The organism is Gammaproteobacteria bacterium (genome assembly GCA_016765075.1).
Taxonomy (GTDB): Bacteria; Pseudomonadota; Gammaproteobacteria.
Window position 1 is genome coordinate 1 of record JAESQP010000136.1, and the last position, 19,357, is coordinate 19,357.

Below are 19,357 nucleotides of genomic sequence, written 5' to 3' on the forward strand. Positions count from 1 at the left end.
CGGCGTTATCATTGCTCAACAGGCACCCAGGCCTGCCTGCGCACCAACAGTAGGCGCTTTAGGCGATGATGCCTTGATCCTGAACTCGTCTGTAAGCCCCGTAGGGCCTGATCTGAAGCACGCATCTACTGCGTTACAGTCCTTGATAAGGCAACCAGCCTTGTCGGCGGATTGCGTCTTGCATCTACATGCTTCAGGTCACGCAGAGGTCGCAAGTAATTAATAGAGGTGCCCTAAATATAGCGAAAATGCTTTTATCGCTGCTGACGGGAAAATTTCTGTTAACTAAAATTACTCGATTTTAGTTAAACCCTCACCATCGACCCCAATATCAATTAAATCTATTTTTTATTGTCGTGATACCACAATCGCTCGCCTGTGACTCAATTCACAGTTTGCCTCAATATATTCATCAAACACAACAAAATGTCGATAAACTCCACATTAGTCGATTCTTTTCGGAGCATTATCAGTACATGCCTGTCGCCAGCACCATTCTTCGTCACCTCGATGATCAAAAGATTAGCTATCGCGTGCTTGAAGTCGCACCTTTTGCTGATTCAGCCGACGCCGCCGTACAGGCGGGCATTTCCCCAACACAGCTGTTACAAACCTGTGTCATCGGTGATAGCAGTGGCCAACTCATGGTCGTCATTCCAGCGAATCGTGAACTAAATTTGCGCGGTATCCAGCAATTGCTACGGCGCCCATTCAAGCACCTGGATGACAAATCAATCAGCCAGCTATTTATTGATTGCGTACCGCAGTTTCTGCCGCCACTCGGTGCCGCCTATGGTATACGCTGTATTCTTGAAACCCAGCTTGCACTGCTTGAGCAATGCTATATGCTCGCAGGCGATCGTCGTCATCTCATTCAGATCAACAAAAAAGGCTTCCGCCAACTATTTCGTAGTATGAATTTGCCAAACGCCTGTCTGCCGAAGCCGATGTGGCGCCCTTTATTGAAGAGCGCCTGCTTAATCCACCGGATCCAAATTCGCCTCTGCTCGATCTGAAGGCAAAAATCGATCGCACGAGAAAACTTCCTGCCATGCCCGCCATGGCGCAAAAGATTTTTCAGTTACGCGCCAAAACAACACCTGGCATTAAAGAATTATCTGACGCTGTCGAACTTGACCCTAGCTTGGCTGCGCAAGTTATGCGCTATGCCTCATCACCTTTTTTTGGCTATCGCGGTAAAGTAGAATCGGTTAACACAGCGATTACACGCGTCCTCGGTTACGACATGGTCATGAGCCTGGCTTTAGGTATCGCAACAGCTAGGCCCTTTCGCCTACCTGAAGGTGGCGCAATCACGGTTGATGATTTTTGGCGTCACGCTGTCTATAGTGCCGCCTTGTGTCAGTCAATCAGCAACATGCTACCTCAAGTCATTCGCCCGCCCTCTGGTCTCGCTTATCTCGCTGGCCTGCTGCACAATTTCGGCCACGTATTGCTTGGGCACTTATTCAAAGACGAGTATCTGATTTTGAGCAAGATGATGGCACAGAACCCAGATGTGCCTATTCAAGAAATTGAGTTAAGCACTTTAGGGGCACATCATGGTGATATCGGCTCCTGGTTGATGAAGAACTGGCGCCTACCTGAAGAGGTCATTGTCGCCATCGAGCAACACCATAATGAAGATTACCAAGGGCCTAACTCAGTGTTTTCTGGTATGGTCTTGCTGGCCGATCGGATGTTAAAACGTCACGGTATGGGTGATGCTGAAACAACCGAGTTACCTGAAACGGTACTCAGTTATCTTGATATTACAGAATATCAATTAACATCAGCATTGCAGACGCTAATGGATAACGATGATGGGCTTAAAACCATGGCTTGTCAGCTTGCTGTCTAATCCCGGCTATCTAATCTGGAACAACGCCATTCGCACAACGCCAACATAGAGCGAATTGCGGCTCTATTAATTCATCGCATTGATCACAGCGCCAAGACTTGGCATCGGCACTGGGCTGCATATTTTTCAGGATCGCTTTACCCCGAATCCAATCTTTATCCGCCACCCATATCTCAGGCCAAGTTTCATTAACGGGCAACTCACCTGAGGCGCCACTCAAAATCTCGTTCTTAACGACACAATTAATGTCTTCTGACTCAAGCACGCCTTGGAAAAATCCTAATTCAACATAGTCCATTGCCGTCTTTAGTTTTTTCATTTTACGATGTTTGCATACGATCCATCAAGTCAGGCAACCATAAAACCAAGTCAGGAAAAATAAATAATAAGGCAAGGACAATAATCTGCAAAACCACAAAGGGCATCACACCACGATAAATTTGAGTGATACGTAATGGAACGGTGGCAGCTGCTTTTAAATAAAACAACGAAAAACCAAAGGGTGGGGTAAGAAAAGAAGTCTGTAAATTCATGGCGATCAAAATGCCATACCAAAGCATATTGACACCTAATAATTCTGCTATCGGCGCAAGAATTGGCACGACAATAAAACAAATCTCAAGAAAATCAAGAAAGAAACCCAAAACAAATATCAGCAACATACTTAAAACAATAAAGGTGGCCACTCCACCAGGCAGTTGCGTCAGTAAATTTTCGACCAAAATATCACCGCCCATGCCTTTAAACACTAAACCAAATGCGGTGGCACCAATCAAAATCATAAACACCATGCTAGTTAGTCGAGTGGTATGACGCGATGCCTGCCTAACCATATCAAGATTGAGTCGACGCTTAGCTAAGGCTAATAACAAAGCACCTACAGCACCTAGAGCTGCCGATTCGGTGGGTGTAGCAACACCAAAAAAGATTGATCCCAAAACGCCAACAATAAGCAACAAAGGTGGCAACATGCTTTTCAATATGCGCACAGTGGAAGCACGGTTACCATTCGACGCTGGATCAGGAAATTCGGCGGGGCGCCAACGGCCGAGCCAAATAATATAAAGGATAAAAAATGTAACCAGCATTAAACCTGGCACCACGGCACTCATAAATAACTGGCCAACGGGAACGCCTATGACATCGCCAAGCAATATTAAGACGATACTGGGAGGAATAATTTGCCCTAAAGTACCAGCCGCAGCGATAGTGCCACTTGCTAATTCAGGTCGATAGCCATTTTTTATCAATACTGGCAAAGCTATCACTGTCATAGTGACAACGGTTGCCCCAACAACACCCGTAGTCGCAGCCAGTAGTGTGCCGACGATAATAATGGATATCGCCATACCACCACGTAACCTGCCAAACAGTGTGCCCATGGTGGCTAATAATTCTTCAGCGATACCTGATTTTTCCAGTAGTATTCCCATAAAGACAAATAAGGGCACTGCAAGCAAAGTGAAGTTGGTCATAATGCCCCAAATACGCAGGGGCAAAAGATTAAAAAAATCGAAGCCTAAGAATATAGCCCCAAAAAACATCGACACTGCGCCCAGGGTAAACGCAACAGGATAGCCGAGCATAAACAACAACACGACAACAACAAACATGGCCAATGCCCATATTTCCATTAGATGCTGTCGCTATGCTGTGGATCGGATCTAAAATCAGACAAAGCCGCGTCATCACCTCTAAGCACCGCATAGCTGCGTAGGGCTAAACTAATGCCTTGGACAAATAATAGAACAAATGCGCTGGGTATCGCTGCTTTTAATAAATAGCGATAGCCAAGTCCGCCCGGATCAGGTGAGCGTTCGCCATTAGGTAAAATATTATAAGAGTTAGCAACATAATCCCAGCTACTGACAATAATTAACAGGCAGAAGGGCAACAAAAAAAACAGTGTGCACAATAAATAAATCCACGCATGAACCTTTACTGTCATCCAGGAACAACGTGCAAGAATATCCACACACACATGATCTTGATGTTTAAGTGTATAAGCAGCACCAAATAAAAATATCAGCGCAAATAAATGCCACTCAAGCTCTTGCAGTGCAACTGAACCACTTTGAAAGAAATAACGCATAACAACGTCATAAGCAATTAACAAGGTCATTGCTAACACTAACCATGACACGGCACGCCCACAGAGTTCACTAAACTGGTCTATACCTAAATAGAGGCCTTTAATTTTAGAACTAGCCCGCATTTCTCACCACCCATTCTACTGCGGACGCCGAGGCATCCGTTGTAACGCGGCGTTCTCCCTTCAGCCAATTCGGCATAGTGCCAACTATGCCTTCACCGTCTTCCAGTCCGAGCACCACGTCACAACGGCTCCTCGACGCCCTCGCTACGAAGAGTGGTGAGAAATGCGGGCGAGAGAGGAAGACATTAGAAACCGATATATGGGGCGCCCATATTAAAAACAAACCTAGACCGGCTTGTCATTAGCAGTGGGCTTCACACCCAATAGCTCGCTTAAACTGCCTTTGTAATTCAAGCGGGTTTTACCATCATTACCTGGTCGGCCAAATAGACCAAGACCGTGTATTAAATCATTCGATGCGCCGCTAGCTGCTTGCACAGCAAGAGACACATCATAATCATTGGTTTCGTTAATGCCAATTGATCCATTAGCTAACAAAGGCCCACCCTGATCGGTAATATTAACCAGGGTTTCAACATCAGGTTTTTCAATATCAACCTTGAAGTCGCCCCACTCTGTGCGACGTGGCAACAATAAAGCCATATCACGCAGCACAAAATTAGCATCGGCTGCTGTTATTTTGCTACGACTCAACACTAAGCTGTTGACACGACCACTTATTTTTCCACTAACCACTGCTGATGCCCGATCTGATGACCGTGCTAATGCCTGGAGATCGACAAGCTCTTGTTGCAAGGAAATATCTCTCAACACCAAATCCTTTGATAGATTGATTCCGACATTACCTTTTATTTGGCTTTGACCATTATCGAGGTTCAAATAAAATAATATCTCTCCTGACAAAAGTGATTTTTTTTGAAAACGCCAACTTGCGTTGCGATATTGTTGTGATGCCAAGGTCAATAATTCAGCCTTACCTGACCATAGGGTTCCTGTTAAACCATAGAGTTTTATCGTCGGCGGTAGTTGATCAGAAATATAGTGATAAGCGCGCGCTGCCGGAAAAGTAACAAATAAAAATATTGTGTAGGCAAAAAAAGTGAAAATACCCAGCTTTATTGCCCGTTTCATTGGCTGCCTCGTTGCAAAGAGATACGCGCATTAACAATGCCTGGGCTATCGGGTTGCTCAACACTGATACGACTGACTTCAATACCGTGGCTTTGCTTGATTTTTGCTAGCCAAAGTAAAATATTATCAAAGGAAGCTTGCTCTAACCAAAGACGAACATTTTTGCTACCTTCCGGCTCCACACGTTTAATCGCTGTGCCTAGTTTGCTACGCTTGGCAGTTTGATCAACCAAGGCTAATAAAGAGCCACCACTAATAGTCGACCGCTTACTAAACCCGGAGTTCGCACGTAATTTAGTTACTTGTTGTTCGCTGTTACGCATCCATTGCAGTAATTCCGTTTGTTCGCTAACTGACGTATTAAGCTCTTTAACATGATGGATAAAGGGTTCAACTACCAACAAATATATTAGGGTTATCGATACAGCAATAGCACCAATGATAAATATACGGCGCTCACGCTGATTTAGGCCTGCCCACCACTGGCTCATCGCTGCTTACCTTTTATTTTCAGGCGCGCTTCAACTTTGTCATTACGGGAACTTGCCGACTGGATCTCAACAGACAAACTCTCATCTTTACTCAAACGCGTTTTCAAATCATCAAGGCTTTGCAAATCGCCTAGTGTCAAAGCTAGGTTGAGCGCCTGGTTGCTATAGCCAATACGTGTTATTTTAAGCTGTGTCGTATTTTTTAAATCACCGGCAACTTTAGCCAATAACTCAAGAAAACTATCACTGTCTGCTTTAGTATTGCCGAGCTTCTTGAGCAAACTCTGTACACGTTCTTTATTGGCCACACCTGTTGCTTGCGGAAATATTTTTTTATAAACAGCATTAACTTGCGTATTAAGCTGATCTCGCTGTTGCACTAGATCAGCATAATCAAACATCTTCAGCATAATAAATAAAACTAAAACAATAGCAGCAATGCCTGCCGTAGCGCGCCATGGTCGCAAACGCTTGCTAAGCTGTTCACGCCGGCCATAATCACCCTGTAATAGATTAATGCTTGCATCAACTTGATAATGTTTCGCCAATAAATTAAGGCGGTGCTCTGCAAGCAACTCAACATCGACTTCTGGGCTTAGATCACCAAAATCAAGTGTATCAATATCATCATCAACACCATGATAGTAAACAATATGTGCCGGTGGTGTTTGCGCCGCTAAAGCCAAGCTCAAACGCAACGTGTCTACCACGCTGGCACGGTCACTAGCGAGACCGTTATTTAACCCCATACGTAACAATACGCTATCGCTACCATCGACTACCGACCAGGTGTCTTCTGAGTATGGCACCGCACAAATGTCTGGCACCATGACATGAGGTCGAATGCCAACGTCTAATAAACGTTGCAGCCAATCATCAAGTCTGTCGCGGGCAATCACTGCAACATTTACGCTATTGTCTGAATCAGGCTTGCTAAAAGCAAAATGCAGGTCTTCAACATCACTAGCAAATTTTTCTTCTAGTAAATAAGGTAACGCGGTAGTAATACGCTGCACATTGCGAGTCGGCACTACGGCATCAGCCAACGTAATATCAGCACCAGGTAGCAACACAATAACGCGTGCGCCTTTGGCATCCCTTGCTGCTAACGATAATGGGCCATGACGCACTGTCGCCATAGCAATGCTCTCGTCGAGATGGAGCCAATCGGCTTCATCTCGACGTTCAGCATTTAGATGTAAAAACAGAATCGCCATCAGTAACTACCTTGCCCACGCATAAGCACCGTAAGGTTACCATTATCACGCCGCACTACACTGAACAAATGCATTTGTGCATCTGCTAATACCGCTGTGCCTTCAATAAGAAAATATTCGCTGCTAATAGCCAGTCCATTATTGCCGGCACCAGCCTGGGTAAGATTGGTACCCACGATCACAGCATGTTCAAGAAATTCGGTTTGGCTTTTAAAGCCTTCTTCAGATTCTCTATCCTCTAGCAAGGACTCAGCCTCAAGCTCAGATAAAGAGGGATCGGTTAATACTCTTAAAATTTCAAGAGGCGCCGTATTGATATTGATCGGCGTACCGCTACTATTGCTCGTGTTGTTATTGGCATTAGCGCTATTTTGGTTTGGCTGCTGATTATTACTATTACCCTGGTCACTAGAACCAATTTGATTATTGTTCGTCGTATTCGTTGCAGTGGGCAAAGCCGTTAAAAAAGGACTGAGTGCCGTATAAACTTCCCGATCAAAACCTGCCACCAAACGCAACTCACTAATGCTAATCATGGGCGCATTGGCGGCACGGTAAGAGGGGGCTTTGCTGAGGTAATAAGAATCTTCAGCACCCGATGGTATCGTCACTTCCGTACCCGGATCTATCCAATCAACCAGAGCATCTGTGATATCCGGGTCAAATTCAAACAGTTCTAATAAACGCCTAAATCGTTGCACCTCAACCGTAACAGGTTGCCCACTGTCGCTAACTAAACCATTGACGTTGATTAATCCCTGAAGATCGGTAATTTTCCCCGTTACCGTAGCGCCCTCGATTTGAATTGGTGGTAAGGCCACATTCCAATCTTCACCTAAATGGTCAATCGACGCGCCCTCGGCATCTTCAATATCTTTTTGTAAAACATCACGCGCCCAGTCTTCAATGCCCAAGGCCAAAAGATAGCCTCTATCGCTACTCAGAATATTGCCTGTACGACGAATATCGATTTGCTGCTGCGAAGCAATCGCCACCGCAAACGTGGTAACTAGCGCAGTAAAGATCAGTGCGGTGATTAAAGCAACGCCTGCTTGTTGGCGTAAGCTGATCACGAAAAACCTCTGACGCGAAATAACCGTGGGATGGCGCCTAGACCTTCGATATCCAAGGTAATCTCAACGCCTTTAGGCAAGGCATCATCATTGTCTTGTTCTGTCTGTAAGGGCGGCCACTGATCTTGCCACTCGCGATTACTGTCGAGGTAGCGAATTTCAATCTCATTAACGCCTTCGAGCAATTCGTATTCAAGCGGCTCGCTATCCTGCGCACGATCAAGCACCGTCCAGCTTAGTCGATAAAGCACATTATCTTCATGACGGTAGCCTATGCGTTGAATATGACTACGCGCTACCTGGCCAGGATTGCGTCGCCCGGTACGTGAAAACTCCAATAAATTGGTCGGCTGACTACCAATAAAAGGCGCTAAACGGTCGCCAAAACCATCACGAATTGGCCGTTCTACCGCTTGCTCGACATCTCGCGAAATAATTACCATCGCCTTTTGCAATGCTGCAAATCGTTGCATTTGCTCCTTACTATGAGAGGCGGTATTTAAGACAGAGTTAAAACCACCGCTGGCCAAGGCAGCGACAACAGCAAAAACTGACACGGCCACCAATAGCTCAAGCAAGGTAAATCCACTGATAGTTTGCTTGCGCAGATCTTGCACCCCGAGGGCTATCTTCTTGAAGGGTACACGTCGCCGTGAAATCATGACCCTTGCCCCACGTAAGCGATAACGATTGCCAAAGGTTCATTGCTCTCTTCACGTTGCACTTCGACCGTTAAGCGTTTAATCGTTCCGATATCGGTATCGCTAATTTTGACATTCCATTGCCAACGAAGCTCCGCCAGTGTCGTTTCACCTTTTTGTTCACTAGCATCGATAGCAATATCGCTTAGCTGAATTTCTGCGACTTTGTTTGATGCAACCCAATGTGCCAATGTTTTTTCACGAAGATAACTGGCATTGTTAATATTTTTACCCACACCATTAATCACTGCCGCCATCGAAATAGAGATCACAGCCAGGGCGATGACGACTTCAATAAGCGTAAAACCTTTTTCACGAAAAAACCGTGATGGTGTTTTTAACTTAAGCATATTAGGCTAACTCGGTTTCGCCTCGGTTTTTTCTATCTCTAATTCGCCGTTGATACGACCAATCAGTGTATACAAGGTATCGCCATCAGCTCCCTTGAGGCTAACTTCAAAAGGAGTGATTTCACCACTTGAAAGCAAAAAAATACGTGGCGGAATATCCTTCTTTTCTGAATCCTTAGTTTCAATACTAAAGATCTCTTGCCTTTCACCCTCAACGAATAATTCTATTTCCAAACCCGCAGGTAATTGCCGTTGACGCAAAATACGATCCGCTTCGATGGGCTGCCATTCGTTTTCAATCAGCGTTAGAAATCGGTAGCTACTTTCTTCAAACTCAAGCGCAATCTCCGTAGACTTAAATATCGACTCTTGCGCAGCCAAATCAATCAGTGCCGCCAGCCGTTCTATTTCTTCTTGCACATCATGCTGGCGATTTAAGCCTGATGACAGATTAATCACACCTATCATGAGGCCGATAATGAGGGTAACAACAATCAGCTCAAGCAAGGTAAAGCCTTTTTGTCCTTGCATCACCCTAGAGCCTGTTAATAACATAACGCTATTTAAAGATTCCAATTACCAATATCGGCATCAGCACCTTCACCACCACTGCCACCATCACGTCCATAAGTAAAAATATCAATGGCACCCTGTACGCCAGGATTTAAATACTGATATTGATTCTGCCAGGGGTCTTTAGGCAAGCGATCCAGGTAACCGCCTTCTTTCCAGTTTGGCGCATCAGCAGGCTTCTCGACTAAAGCGCGCAGCCCGGTGTCACCTTGAGGGTAGTTAAAATTATCTAAACGATAAAGATTTAACGCATTCTCTAAAACACGAATATCTTGCTTGGCTTTAACAATACGGGCCTGGTCAGGTCTGTCAAATATTCGCGGCGCCACTACTGCCGCCAAAATACCAAGAATAACTACCACCACCATAATTTCGATCAAGGTGAAGCCGCTTTGCAAGCCTCCGCTGCGTCTCATTGTATGTGTCATAAACATTGCATTCTCTCTATTTCACTAGCTGGTTAAGATCAAATATGGGCAACAGTATTGCCAGCACAATGCCCAGGACAACAGCACCCATAACGACAATCAATAAAGGCTCAAACAAGGCAACAAACGCGGCAACCATCGTTTCAACTTCTCTTTCCTGGGCCACTGATGCACGTTCTAACATCACATCCAGGTTGCCGCTGGCTTCACCACTAGCAATCAGGTGTAATGTCATCGGCGGAAAATAACCTGCATGTTCCAACGATTTGTGTATCACCGAACCCTCACGTACGCGTGCTGCTGCATCTTCGACTGCTTCACGCATGGGAATATTCGTTAACACCTTGGAGGATATTGTCATCGCCTCCAGGGCAGGAACGCCACTGGCAGAGAGGATGCTAAACGTACGTGCAAAACGTGCGGTATTGGTGCCACGCACGAGATTACCAATGATCGGCAACTTAAGCAGCAGCTTATGGAATGTGCGCTTGGGACCAGACCGCTTTAATACGCTAGCGAACAGGATGGTTACACCCAATATACTGCCGATTAATATCCAGGCATTATCACGTAAAAAATCACTAACGACTATTAGTATTCTAGTAAGAATAGGCAGCTCTTGTTCGATGCTGTCAAAAATTTGGATAACTTGTGGCACCACAAAGGTGAGCAAAGCAACAATGACAAGCACAGCAACTACTGTCAATAAAACCGGATAAATCAGCGCAAGTTGGGTTTTTTGCCTTAATGCCTGTCGGCTTTCTGTGTAATCAGCCAAACGCTCAAGCACGATATCAAGATAACCAGAGTGTTCACCTGCTGCAACGGTCATTCTATAAAGTTCAGGGAAAACATGCGGGAAATCAGCCAGGGAATCGGCCAAGGTATGGCCTTCTTTTACCCGCGCACGTACTGCCAATAGCATGCTTTCAATATACGGCCTGCTCGTTTGCTGTGAGACAGTACGCAGGGCTTCTTCAATCGGCAATGCAGCTTTAACCAGGGTAGCAAGTTGACGTGTGATTAACGCTAAATCTATAACACTAACGCCACGGCGCAAAAAGGAAAGCTGATTAGCCGAACGCGCTTCTCGTTGCTGAACCTCAACAACGGTGAGCGGAGCCAAACCCTGGTCGCGCAGCTTTTGTCGTATCTGGCGTGAGGTGTCCGCCTCAAGCACGCCTTTTTTATTGCGCCCTACAGAGTCAAGAGCGGTGTATTCAAATGCACCCATAGCAATGCTAGGCCAGATAATTCATGAATACGCGGGATTATAGCGCGGGCAATTGATGGCACAGGACATTTTCTGATTGAGCGCCGTGCCCATGCGTACGGTCGATTGAAGAAAATGTCCTGTGCCATCAAGAGGCAATCTAGAAATTGCGTTATTCATAAATTATCCAGCCTATGCCTCACGTGTCACACGAAGCAGCTCTTCTAACGTTGTCTCGCCATTGAGTACTCGCTGAATACCATCCTCTATCATACTAGGCGTCGACTCACGTGCTTGCTTTTCAATAGTTTGCTCTGATGCACCGTCATGAATCAGCCGACCCATCGTTGTATCGACCTCAACCAGCTCATAGATACCAATACGGCCGCGATAGCCAAGATAATTACATTTGTTACAGCCCACAGCATCATAAATAACAGCTGGGTTATGTTCATCAATCCCAATCACTTTGCAATCAGCAGGGCTTGCTGGTCGTGGGTGCTTGCAATCAGCACATAAAACACGCACCAAGCGCTGCGCTAACACACCCAGCAAACTCGAGGCCAATAAAAATGGCTCTACGCCCATATCACGTAACCGCGTAATCGCACCCACCGCACTGTTAGTATGCAAAGTTGATAGCACTAAATGACCCGTCAAGCTAGCTTGTACAGCAATCTCTGCCGTCTCAACATCCCGAATTTCACCGACCATGACCACGTCGGGGTCTTGACGTAAAATTGCGCGCAAACTTCGAGCAAAGGTCATATCGACCTTGGTATTAACATTGGTTTGGCTGACACCATCAAGATAATACTCGATAGGATCTTCAACCGTCATAATGTTACGACTTTTATCATTGATGCGGGTCATGCCTGCATAGAGTGTTGTGGTTTTACCAGAACCGGTAGGGCCGGTAACCAAGACGATACCGTGCGGCCGATGCACCATTTTATCGAACAAGGTCATGGTATCAGGAGCCATGCCTAGATGCTCTAAATCCATCCTGCCGCCTTGCTTGTCAAGCAAACGCAAGACAACACGCTCACCATGCCCTGATGGTAACGTCGAGACACGAACATCAACAGGATGACCGGCAATCTTGATGGAAATACGACCATCTTGCGGTAAGCGTTTTTCAGCAATATCGAGCTTGGCCAACACTTTTATGCGTGACACAACCAGCGGTGCCAAGGCACGATCAGGTTGAAGCACTTCACGCAATACACCATCAATGCGAAAACGAATGGCCAGGCGGTTTTCATAGGGTTCGATATGAATATCTGAAGCGTTCTCCCTGACTGCCTCGGTAAACATGGCATTGAGCAAACGAATTATCGGTGCGTCATCTTCGCTTTCAAGCAAATCTTCTGGCTCAGGCAGTTCTTGCATCGCACGCGACAGATCCATATCCTGACCAATGTCGCCCATCATTTGCATGGCATCACTCGAACCCTGCTCATAAGAGCGCCGCAGCAGGGCATCAAACTCTTCGCGTGGGATCAAATGAAGTGCGATGGCTTGGCCGACAAAGCGCCGTACTTCTGCAATCGCCATTGGTGTCACATCACCTTCTCGGCAGCTCACTTGCGCAATGTCATTGTCATAGGCTGACACGAGTACGCCGTTACGCTTGGCATAACTGAACGGTAGTTGCTTAGCGCCTTGTTTTGACAGGGCTGGGCTAGCGCTTCCTTCAGGCTCTAGTGATTGCGCCATTACCCTTTGCTACTATCAAGGCCAAGGTCTTTAGGTTCGACAACAAACTCTAGCGGGGGAGGAATCTCAACAGCGGGATCGCCAACATTGTATGACGACGTTGCACGACTCTTCTCAAACGGGGGTGGTAATTCAAGATAGTCTTCAAAATCTGGCAACAAAGGTGATAGCTCATCATCAACGAGTGCAACACCGCGATCACGAATGGCTTGCTGCTTACCACGAATAAAATCGTACTTACCCCCGGCAATATAACGCGCATGCTCTTCGTTACGTATAATCAGCGGCCGTAAAAACACCATCGTATTGGTCTTGTCAATCACAGACTCACGAAAACGGAACAAATTGCCAATAACAGGAATATCACCCAGCAGCGGGATTTTTTGCACCGATTCGTTAAGACTATCCTGAATCAAGCCACCCAGGACGACAATGCTGCCGTCTTCGACCAGGACGCTGGTCTCAATCGTGCGTGTGTTGGTAATAATGTCCGACAGGGCAGTGGCCGCACTACTGATGCTCGATGTCTCTTGATAAATATCCAGCTTAACGGAATCACCTTCATTGATCTGTGGTGTCACACGCAAAATGAGGCCGATGTCTTGACGTTCAATGGTCTGAAATGGATTGGCCAAACCTCCTGTCGTTTGCTGCGTGCCGGTAACAAATGGCACGTTTTGGCCAACAGTAATCTCAGCTTCTTCGTTATCCAGTGTTAATAAATTAGGCGTTGCCAATAAATTAGAAGAGGTATCGTTATTGATCAAATTCACCAACACACCCAAATTCAGAACCTGGGTGCCCAACACATCGGTAGTGCCATCAAAGAAACCCAGCGCCAAGCCACCGCCGCTGTTGGCCAGAGCCGGATTCAGCGCAACTGCACCTATCGGCGGCACAAGTCCGGTCGGCGAATTAAAGCTGGTGCCACCAAATACACCACTGCCGGCTGTATTCTGCGTCGACTGCCATTGTACGCCCAATGCTGCTGCAGTCTGACCTGACACCTCAGCAATAACGGCTTCTATCTGAACCTGCGCACGACGAATATCGAGCTTGCGAATGACCTCCTGTAAAGCAAGAAACTGTTCTGGAGGTGCCGTAATCACCAAGGCATTAGTGGCTTCATCTGCCTGAATACTAACCGGTGAAGCAGGCGCTGCCGCAGCGGCATTACCACCTTCTTGCTCTTGCCGAATGGTTTCGCTAACACCGGTTAGCACTTCGCGCATTTCTAGGGCGTTGGCATAATGCAGGTAAATAACATGGGTATTACCACCACTTTCCAGCGGTGTATCCAAGTGTGAAATCACCGCCAGCAAGCGTAAACGCGCTGTCGGCTCACCACTAATTAATATACTGTTGGTTCGTTCATCAGCAACCAGTGTCGGGCGCGCGCTCAATACCGCCTGGTTAGCAGCGCCCTGACCACCTTGCTGTAGTGAGTTAAGAATGCGTACGACTTCGGTCGCCGAAGCATTACGCAGATTAATAATATCGATTTCATCAACGCTGGGCTTATCAATACGGCGAATGATTTTGTATAAACGCTCGATGTTGGCTGCATGGTCTGAAATAACCAAGCTATTACTCGGTGGATAGGCAACTAAATGTCCTTGCTGTGGCACCAAGGGACGCAATATCGGCACAAGTTGGGCGGCAGGGACATTCTTAAGCTCGATGACGCGCGTCACCAATTCATCGAGACGACCTGGCGTTTGATCAGAAGCCAATGGCACAGCGGCCTGCTTGGCATTTGCTGAGGGCACAATCTTGATGACATTACCCGACTCAATGGCAGCAAAACCATGCACCTGCAATACGGATAAAAAGATTTGGTAGATCTCATCACGCTCCATCGGGCGTGAGGAAATAATAGTGACCTTACCTTTGACACGCGGATCGATAACAAAGTTTTTGCCGGTAATGTCAGCAACGATGCTGGCAACAGCCGTAATATCCGCTTCTTTAAGATTAAAGGTGACAGGTTCGGCCCATAACGGAGACACCATTAAGCACGCGGGCAACCACGCGACCAGCAGAACCACTGCGCGGCAATATCTTCTCAAGCACCCTTGTTTTTGCTGCGAAACCGTCATATCCCTTTGTCTTTTAGTTTGCCCAGGGGGAACCGATTATTAACGCATAAAATCATGCCAGTGTCACCCTTGGTCAAAGGAAAATACCAGTGATTGCAGTATATTATTACGTAGCACTTCGACACTGACCTCACTTGCTTCACCCAGTTCACGTATCACCTCAAGCGCACGCACCGGGCTGTCTAGCTGAATACCATTAACGCTGGTCAATACATCGCCTGGCTGCAAACCAAAACGCTGGAGAAAACCTGCGTCTTTACCAGGTTGCAATTGAAAGCCTATTAATCGGCCTTGGTCGTTGGTCTGCGGCACCGTATTGACCAAACCTGCGAGACTCTGTGGCGCATCAAGCAAGGCATCACGAAACTGATTAGGTGTTGCAATCACCGCTTCAGAGCTGTCGGTATTAGCAGTCGCCGGGCTCGGCATGGGTGCAGCGCTAAAATCTACACCTTCGCTATCAGTTGGTAACAGTAGTGTTTCAAACTGACCATTACGTAAGAGAATAATTCTATCCACTTGGACTTCTTCTAGCTTGGCATTGCCCGGTAAAATAGCGCCAATGGCATACGACAATTCACCCACGTTCGGCGCAGCAATAATCGCTCGCGCTGTATCGGCTCGATCAGAGACTACGACACCACGTAGCGTCAGCGGCAAACGCGTTGCCCTCACCACTGACTGTGTGTTTTTAACTGGTGCCTGTTTATCAACTTGACCCAATAAGTGATAAGCAACCAGGCGATTGGCGTCAACATCATTATTCGTGTTGTTTGATGCCTTGCTTGTCACAGCAAGATGCGGCGGTGCAACCGATGCTTCAGAGCTCGGAATAAAGCGCCAAGTCAGTTGCGCTGCAGCATAGGCTGCAAATACGATGAGGGCAATATTGACGAGCGCAGTTAGCCACGCCATGGCCGATTCACTCGACATGAACTGTGCTACTTTATTTAAGTCTGGCGCTGTCATCATTTGCTATTACGGGTAATTACAGACATGGATCACCCGCTCAACTCCCCCAAGTTACTACGCTGTACTGTAATCATACGATGCTTATATAAAAATTGTGCGATGTTAATCAAACTTTTTACATTTCAACGCCTTCTACCACTTTTCTATCTACTCAAAGCATGCTTTTGACAGCCAATACAGCACTTATTCACAACATATTTATATGCCCTACATACACGCTATCCTTATAGCGTGTTACGACAGCAATCATTAACTTATTGAAAAATATAAATAAATTTATATTTTTCTTATATTATCAATAGCTTACTTTCACCTAAACCAGAAATTCAGATAACTCCGAAAAAGTTATCCACTCACTTATCCACAAGCGAAAACAGCAAAGATAGCGCCTTAGGCTAAGCAGGGGCGCGGTGGGCTAAACGCGATTCTGTGCTGTAGAATTTGACGGAAATAGTTGGGATCCTTAGCATGAGTCATCTCACCAGACCTTGGAAAATGCAAATCATATAAGCGTGATAACCAATAACGTAACGCGGCGGCACGCAACATGGACTGCCAATGTTCCAATTCGTGGGCATTGAGAGGGCGCTGCTCTTGGTAGGATCGTAACAACGCATCGACTCGCTCGCTATCTAAACTACCGTCGCCGCAGCCACACCAATCATTCACTACCACTGCGAGATCATGCACGAGCATATGATCACAGGCGTAATAGAAGTCGATAATGCCGCTCAATGTATCGCCATTAAACAAAGCGTTATCACGAAACAGGTCGCCATGCGTTAAGCCTAGCGGCAAATCAGCATAGGATTGCGCCGCCTGGAAATGCACCTCATCAGATAACAACGCAGCATCCTCAGCAGTGACCACAGGCAACACTTTATTTGTCGCCATCGTATGCCAGTCAAACCCATGCTCGCTGGCGCGATGATAAGGAAAATCAATGCCAACACGGTGCAACATGCCTAAAGCCGAACCGATTTGCTGACACTGCGCCAGATTAGGCCGTGCCACACCACTGCCCTTAAGTCGCTCAACCAGCAAAGCGGGTTTACCACACAACTCACGCAAATGTTGCCCCGCTCGATCAGCAGCAGGCAAGGCACAAGGCACGCCCTGTTTATGCGCAAAACGTATCAGCTCGATAAAATAGGGCAGCTCATCTGTGGCTAATTCTTCAAACAAGGTCAGTACATAACGACCGCTCGTTGTCGTCACAAAGTAGTTGGTATTAACAATACCATCGCTAATACCAGCAAACTCCAGCAGCTCGCCTTGGTCATAGGTCGTAAGAAACGCATCAAGCTGCGCGCGCTCAACGCGGGTAAACACGGACATAATGAGTCTTTATATTATTGAGGAAGTCTGGCTCAGGCCAGCAGCGTTATAGTTTAGGCAACCTTTGATGCCTCTGGGACTACGTGCCCCCACGATTTCGCGGGGGCAAGCTCTCGGGATACAGCGAGGTTGCCGACAGCAATTTTCAGATCAAGGCGCGAATCGTAGCCAATAGCGGGGCTATTAGCAAGACCGCGCCCCGAAGGAAGTGTACCCCTCAAGGGGGTATTGAAATGAACCCTTGGGGTACAACGCAGAGCTGCCCTTTATATGACAAGGTTCAGTCGCAAGATCGTGTTCCATGGCACATCAGAGCTTGTCTGGCTTAATTCCATTTAAACAGTCGCCACTGAGCGGTGGCTGGATTGACCGTAGGATCATTATCTTGCAGTTCGAACTGGCCATCGCCATCTTCATCAACAAGAAAATACGCCGGACCAATGACCGGAATAACCTTGACTAGATAGAGCTGACCGTTAACGCGGTACTCCTCGACGCGCTGCTCCTTGTCGTCCTGAACAATCGTGACTTGCGCTTCAGATAAATCAGCATCATCGGCCAGGACAACACCAGATAACATTGCCAACAACGCTATAGCGAGGCCAAACCAGGCTATTTTTCTATGGAGCCTATACATGCTTACAGATCCAACAACGTCGGCTGGCCTTCGACAGAAGGCTCAATACCGCGGTTTTCGTAGTGAGTAAAGATGGCTTCAACCACGTCATCAGGATCATCCAATACCTGCATCAAATCAAGGTCCGCTTCGTTGATTGTACCTTCTCTGACCAAGGTATCTTTGAACCAGTTCAATAATCCGTCCCAAAATGGCGTATGCACTAAAATAATGGGGATCCGGCGAGTCTTGCCTGTTTGCACCAGAGTCAATATTTCGGCTAATTCATCAAGCGTGCCGAAACCACCGGGCAAGACCACATAAGCCGAAGCATATTTTACGAACATGACTTTACGTGAAAAAAAGTGGCGAAAACTTAACGACACATCCTGATATGGATTACCGCTTTGCTCATGGGGCAGTTGAATATTCAAACCAATGCTGGGTGATTTTCCCGCAAAAGCACCTTTATTGGCCGCCTCCATAAGACCAGGGCCGCCTCCACTAACCACGCTAAAACCCGCATCAGACAAGCCACGTGCGATTTTTTCAGTGAGCTCATAATAGGGGTGATCTGTCGCTGTACGCGCCGAACCAAAGATGCTGACAGAGGGCTTGATCAACACCAGGCGTTCAAAGCCTTCGACAAACTCGGCAATGATTTGAAAAATCTTCCAGCTTTCCCGATGTAACATGGCATCGTTAATAGGCTGCATACGAAAATCGGTCGCTCTGGTTTTATCGTCCATCAGTAAACCACCTCAACATATCGACACAAGTTGTTTTATTGTCACGCCATAGTCGCTTGTTAGGGCGATTTTCTACCTTGACAAGCACTCAGGCAACCACTGAAATGCCTGCATTATTCTTGCTTGTCAAAATATACACAGCCATGAAGGTAACCAAGTTATCCAACAAAGGCCAGGTAATTATACTCAAACCTAAAAACCCCTTCGAAGCAACAAATATTAAGCATGTAGCTGCTTGCCTGAGATTTAAAGAACGATAAAGCTAAAACACTAAAGTAAAGAATCATAAATTCATACCGCTACTGTCAATAAGGATTTTCTACCTCCATACGACTATACAAAGGAACTGTTATGTCATTATTCCGTCTTGCAAACGTTATTCGCTGGTTACTGGTTAGCGTCAGTGTGTTCGGCTTTGCAGCATGTGGTGGTGGCGGTGGTGGCAGTGGTGGCGACAATAACGAAGTTATCGATACCTTCACCATCAGTGGTAACCTGACCGGGCTGAGCGATAGCAGTATCGTCTTACAACAAAACGGCGCCGATGACCTGACCTTAACGGCCAATGGCAGCTTCGCCTTTGTCAGCGCCATCAATGACGCCAGCACCTACAGCGTCAGCGTACTGACCCAACCCGGTGCGCCCAGTCAAACCTGCAGCGTCAACAATGGCAGTGGCGTTGTGGCAGGCAGTAACATCAACACTGTCAC

21 protein-coding genes are annotated in these 19,357 nt (G+C 46.7%); 3 read left to right on the top strand and 18 right to left on the bottom strand.

Annotated elements, in window-relative coordinates; translation table 11 throughout:
• Positions 1-395: 395 nt before the first annotated feature.
• Positions 396-1,016: a YbaK/EbsC family protein gene (locus JKY90_08015; GenBank protein ID MBL4852207.1), complete on the top strand. Its 621-nt coding sequence runs from the start codon at positions 396-398 to the stop codon at positions 1,014-1,016.
• A 35-nt stretch (positions 1,017-1,051) separates the two neighbouring features.
• The gene (locus JKY90_08020; protein MBL4852208.1) at positions 1,052-1,861 is read left to right on the top strand and encodes an HDOD domain-containing protein; all 810 of its coding nucleotides are present in this window, start codon (positions 1,052-1,054) and stop codon (positions 1,859-1,861) included.
• Between the two features lie 10 nt (positions 1,862-1,871).
• Here the strand turns inward: JKY90_08020 and JKY90_08025 are convergent, their stop codons facing one another.
• From JKY90_08025 to JKY90_08110, 18 genes are all read right to left on the bottom strand, one after another.
• Positions 1,872-2,180 (bottom strand): DUF2007 domain-containing protein, encoded by a 309-nt coding sequence (locus JKY90_08025; protein MBL4852209.1) that lies wholly within the window; start codon positions 2,178-2,180, stop codon positions 1,872-1,874.
• A gap of 1 nt (position 2,181) precedes the next feature.
• Positions 2,182-3,495: a TRAP transporter large permease subunit gene (locus JKY90_08030; GenBank protein ID MBL4852210.1), complete on the bottom strand. Its 1,314-nt coding sequence runs from the start codon at positions 3,493-3,495 to the stop codon at positions 2,182-2,184.
• Complete coding sequence (locus JKY90_08035) at positions 3,495-4,076, bottom strand: TRAP transporter small permease subunit (protein MBL4852211.1); 582 nt, start codon at positions 4,074-4,076, stop codon at positions 3,495-3,497. Before JKY90_08035 ends, JKY90_08030 begins: the two co-directional genes overlap by 1 nt.
• A gap of 225 nt (positions 4,077-4,301) precedes the next feature.
• Positions 4,302-5,108 (bottom strand): type II secretion system protein N, encoded by an 807-nt coding sequence (gspN, locus tag JKY90_08040; protein MBL4852212.1) that lies wholly within the window; start codon positions 5,106-5,108, stop codon positions 4,302-4,304.
• Positions 5,105-5,599 (bottom strand): type II secretion system protein M, encoded by a 495-nt coding sequence (locus JKY90_08045; protein ID MBL4852213.1) that lies wholly within the window; start codon positions 5,597-5,599, stop codon positions 5,105-5,107. The genes gspN and JKY90_08045 overlap by 4 nt, the downstream gene beginning before the upstream one ends.
• The gene (gspL, locus tag JKY90_08050) at positions 5,596-6,816 is read right to left on the bottom strand and encodes a type II secretion system protein GspL (GenBank protein MBL4852214.1); all 1,221 of its coding nucleotides are present in this window, start codon (positions 6,814-6,816) and stop codon (positions 5,596-5,598) included. Before gspL ends, JKY90_08045 begins: the two co-directional genes overlap by 4 nt.
• Positions 6,816-7,889 carry a type II secretion system minor pseudopilin GspK gene (gspK, locus tag JKY90_08055; GenBank protein ID MBL4852215.1) on the bottom strand — a complete coding sequence of 358 codons (1,074 nt, stop codon included), beginning with the start codon at positions 7,887-7,889 and terminating at the stop codon, positions 6,816-6,818. Before gspK ends, gspL begins: the two co-directional genes overlap by 1 nt.
• Positions 7,886-8,551, bottom strand: a complete 666-nt coding sequence (gene gspJ, locus JKY90_08060) for a type II secretion system minor pseudopilin GspJ (protein MBL4852216.1) — start codon at positions 8,549-8,551, stop codon at positions 7,886-7,888. Before gspJ ends, gspK begins: the two co-directional genes overlap by 4 nt.
• A complete protein-coding gene (gspI, locus tag JKY90_08065; protein ID MBL4852217.1) occupies positions 8,548-8,940 on the bottom strand; it encodes a type II secretion system minor pseudopilin GspI in 393 nt (130 codons plus the stop codon). Before gspI ends, gspJ begins: the two co-directional genes overlap by 4 nt.
• 6 nt (positions 8,941-8,946) lie before the next feature.
• The gene (gspH, locus tag JKY90_08070) at positions 8,947-9,471 is read right to left on the bottom strand and encodes a type II secretion system minor pseudopilin GspH (protein ID MBL4852218.1); all 525 of its coding nucleotides are present in this window, start codon (positions 9,469-9,471) and stop codon (positions 8,947-8,949) included.
• Between the two features lie 32 nt (positions 9,472-9,503).
• Positions 9,504-9,929, bottom strand: a complete 426-nt coding sequence (gene gspG, locus JKY90_08075; GenBank protein MBL4852219.1) for a type II secretion system major pseudopilin GspG — start codon at positions 9,927-9,929, stop codon at positions 9,504-9,506.
• Between the two features lie 28 nt (positions 9,930-9,957).
• Positions 9,958-11,175: a type II secretion system inner membrane protein GspF gene (gene gspF, locus JKY90_08080; protein MBL4852220.1), complete on the bottom strand. Its 1,218-nt coding sequence runs from the start codon at positions 11,173-11,175 to the stop codon at positions 9,958-9,960.
• 171 nt (positions 11,176-11,346) lie between these two features.
• Positions 11,347-12,873, bottom strand: a complete 1,527-nt coding sequence (gene gspE / locus JKY90_08085; GenBank protein ID MBL4852221.1) for a type II secretion system ATPase GspE — start codon at positions 12,871-12,873, stop codon at positions 11,347-11,349.
• Positions 12,873-14,972, bottom strand: coding sequence for a type II secretion system secretin GspD (gene gspD / locus JKY90_08090; GenBank protein MBL4852222.1), 2,100 nt, complete (start codon positions 14,970-14,972; stop codon positions 12,873-12,875). Before gspD ends, gspE begins: the two co-directional genes overlap by 1 nt.
• 63 nt (positions 14,973-15,035) lie before the next feature.
• Complete coding sequence (locus JKY90_08095; GenBank protein MBL4852223.1) at positions 15,036-15,944, bottom strand: hypothetical protein; 909 nt, start codon at positions 15,942-15,944, stop codon at positions 15,036-15,038.
• Positions 15,945-16,334: 390 nt separating this feature from the next.
• Positions 16,335-17,282 (bottom strand): homoserine kinase, encoded by a 948-nt coding sequence (locus JKY90_08100; GenBank protein ID MBL4852224.1) that lies wholly within the window; start codon positions 17,280-17,282, stop codon positions 16,335-16,337.
• 325 nt (positions 17,283-17,607) lie between these two features.
• Positions 17,608-17,919: a DUF2782 domain-containing protein gene (locus JKY90_08105; protein MBL4852225.1), complete on the bottom strand. Its 312-nt coding sequence runs from the start codon at positions 17,917-17,919 to the stop codon at positions 17,608-17,610.
• Between the two features lie 2 nt (positions 17,920-17,921).
• Positions 17,922-18,647: a TIGR00730 family Rossman fold protein gene (locus tag JKY90_08110; GenBank protein ID MBL4852226.1), complete on the bottom strand. Its 726-nt coding sequence runs from the start codon at positions 18,645-18,647 to the stop codon at positions 17,922-17,924.
• Between the two features lie 351 nt (positions 18,648-18,998).
• Here JKY90_08110 and JKY90_08115 point away from each other — a divergent pair.
• On the top strand, positions 18,999-19,357 hold a 359-nt coding region (locus tag JKY90_08115), incomplete at its 3' end, for a hypothetical protein (protein MBL4852227.1).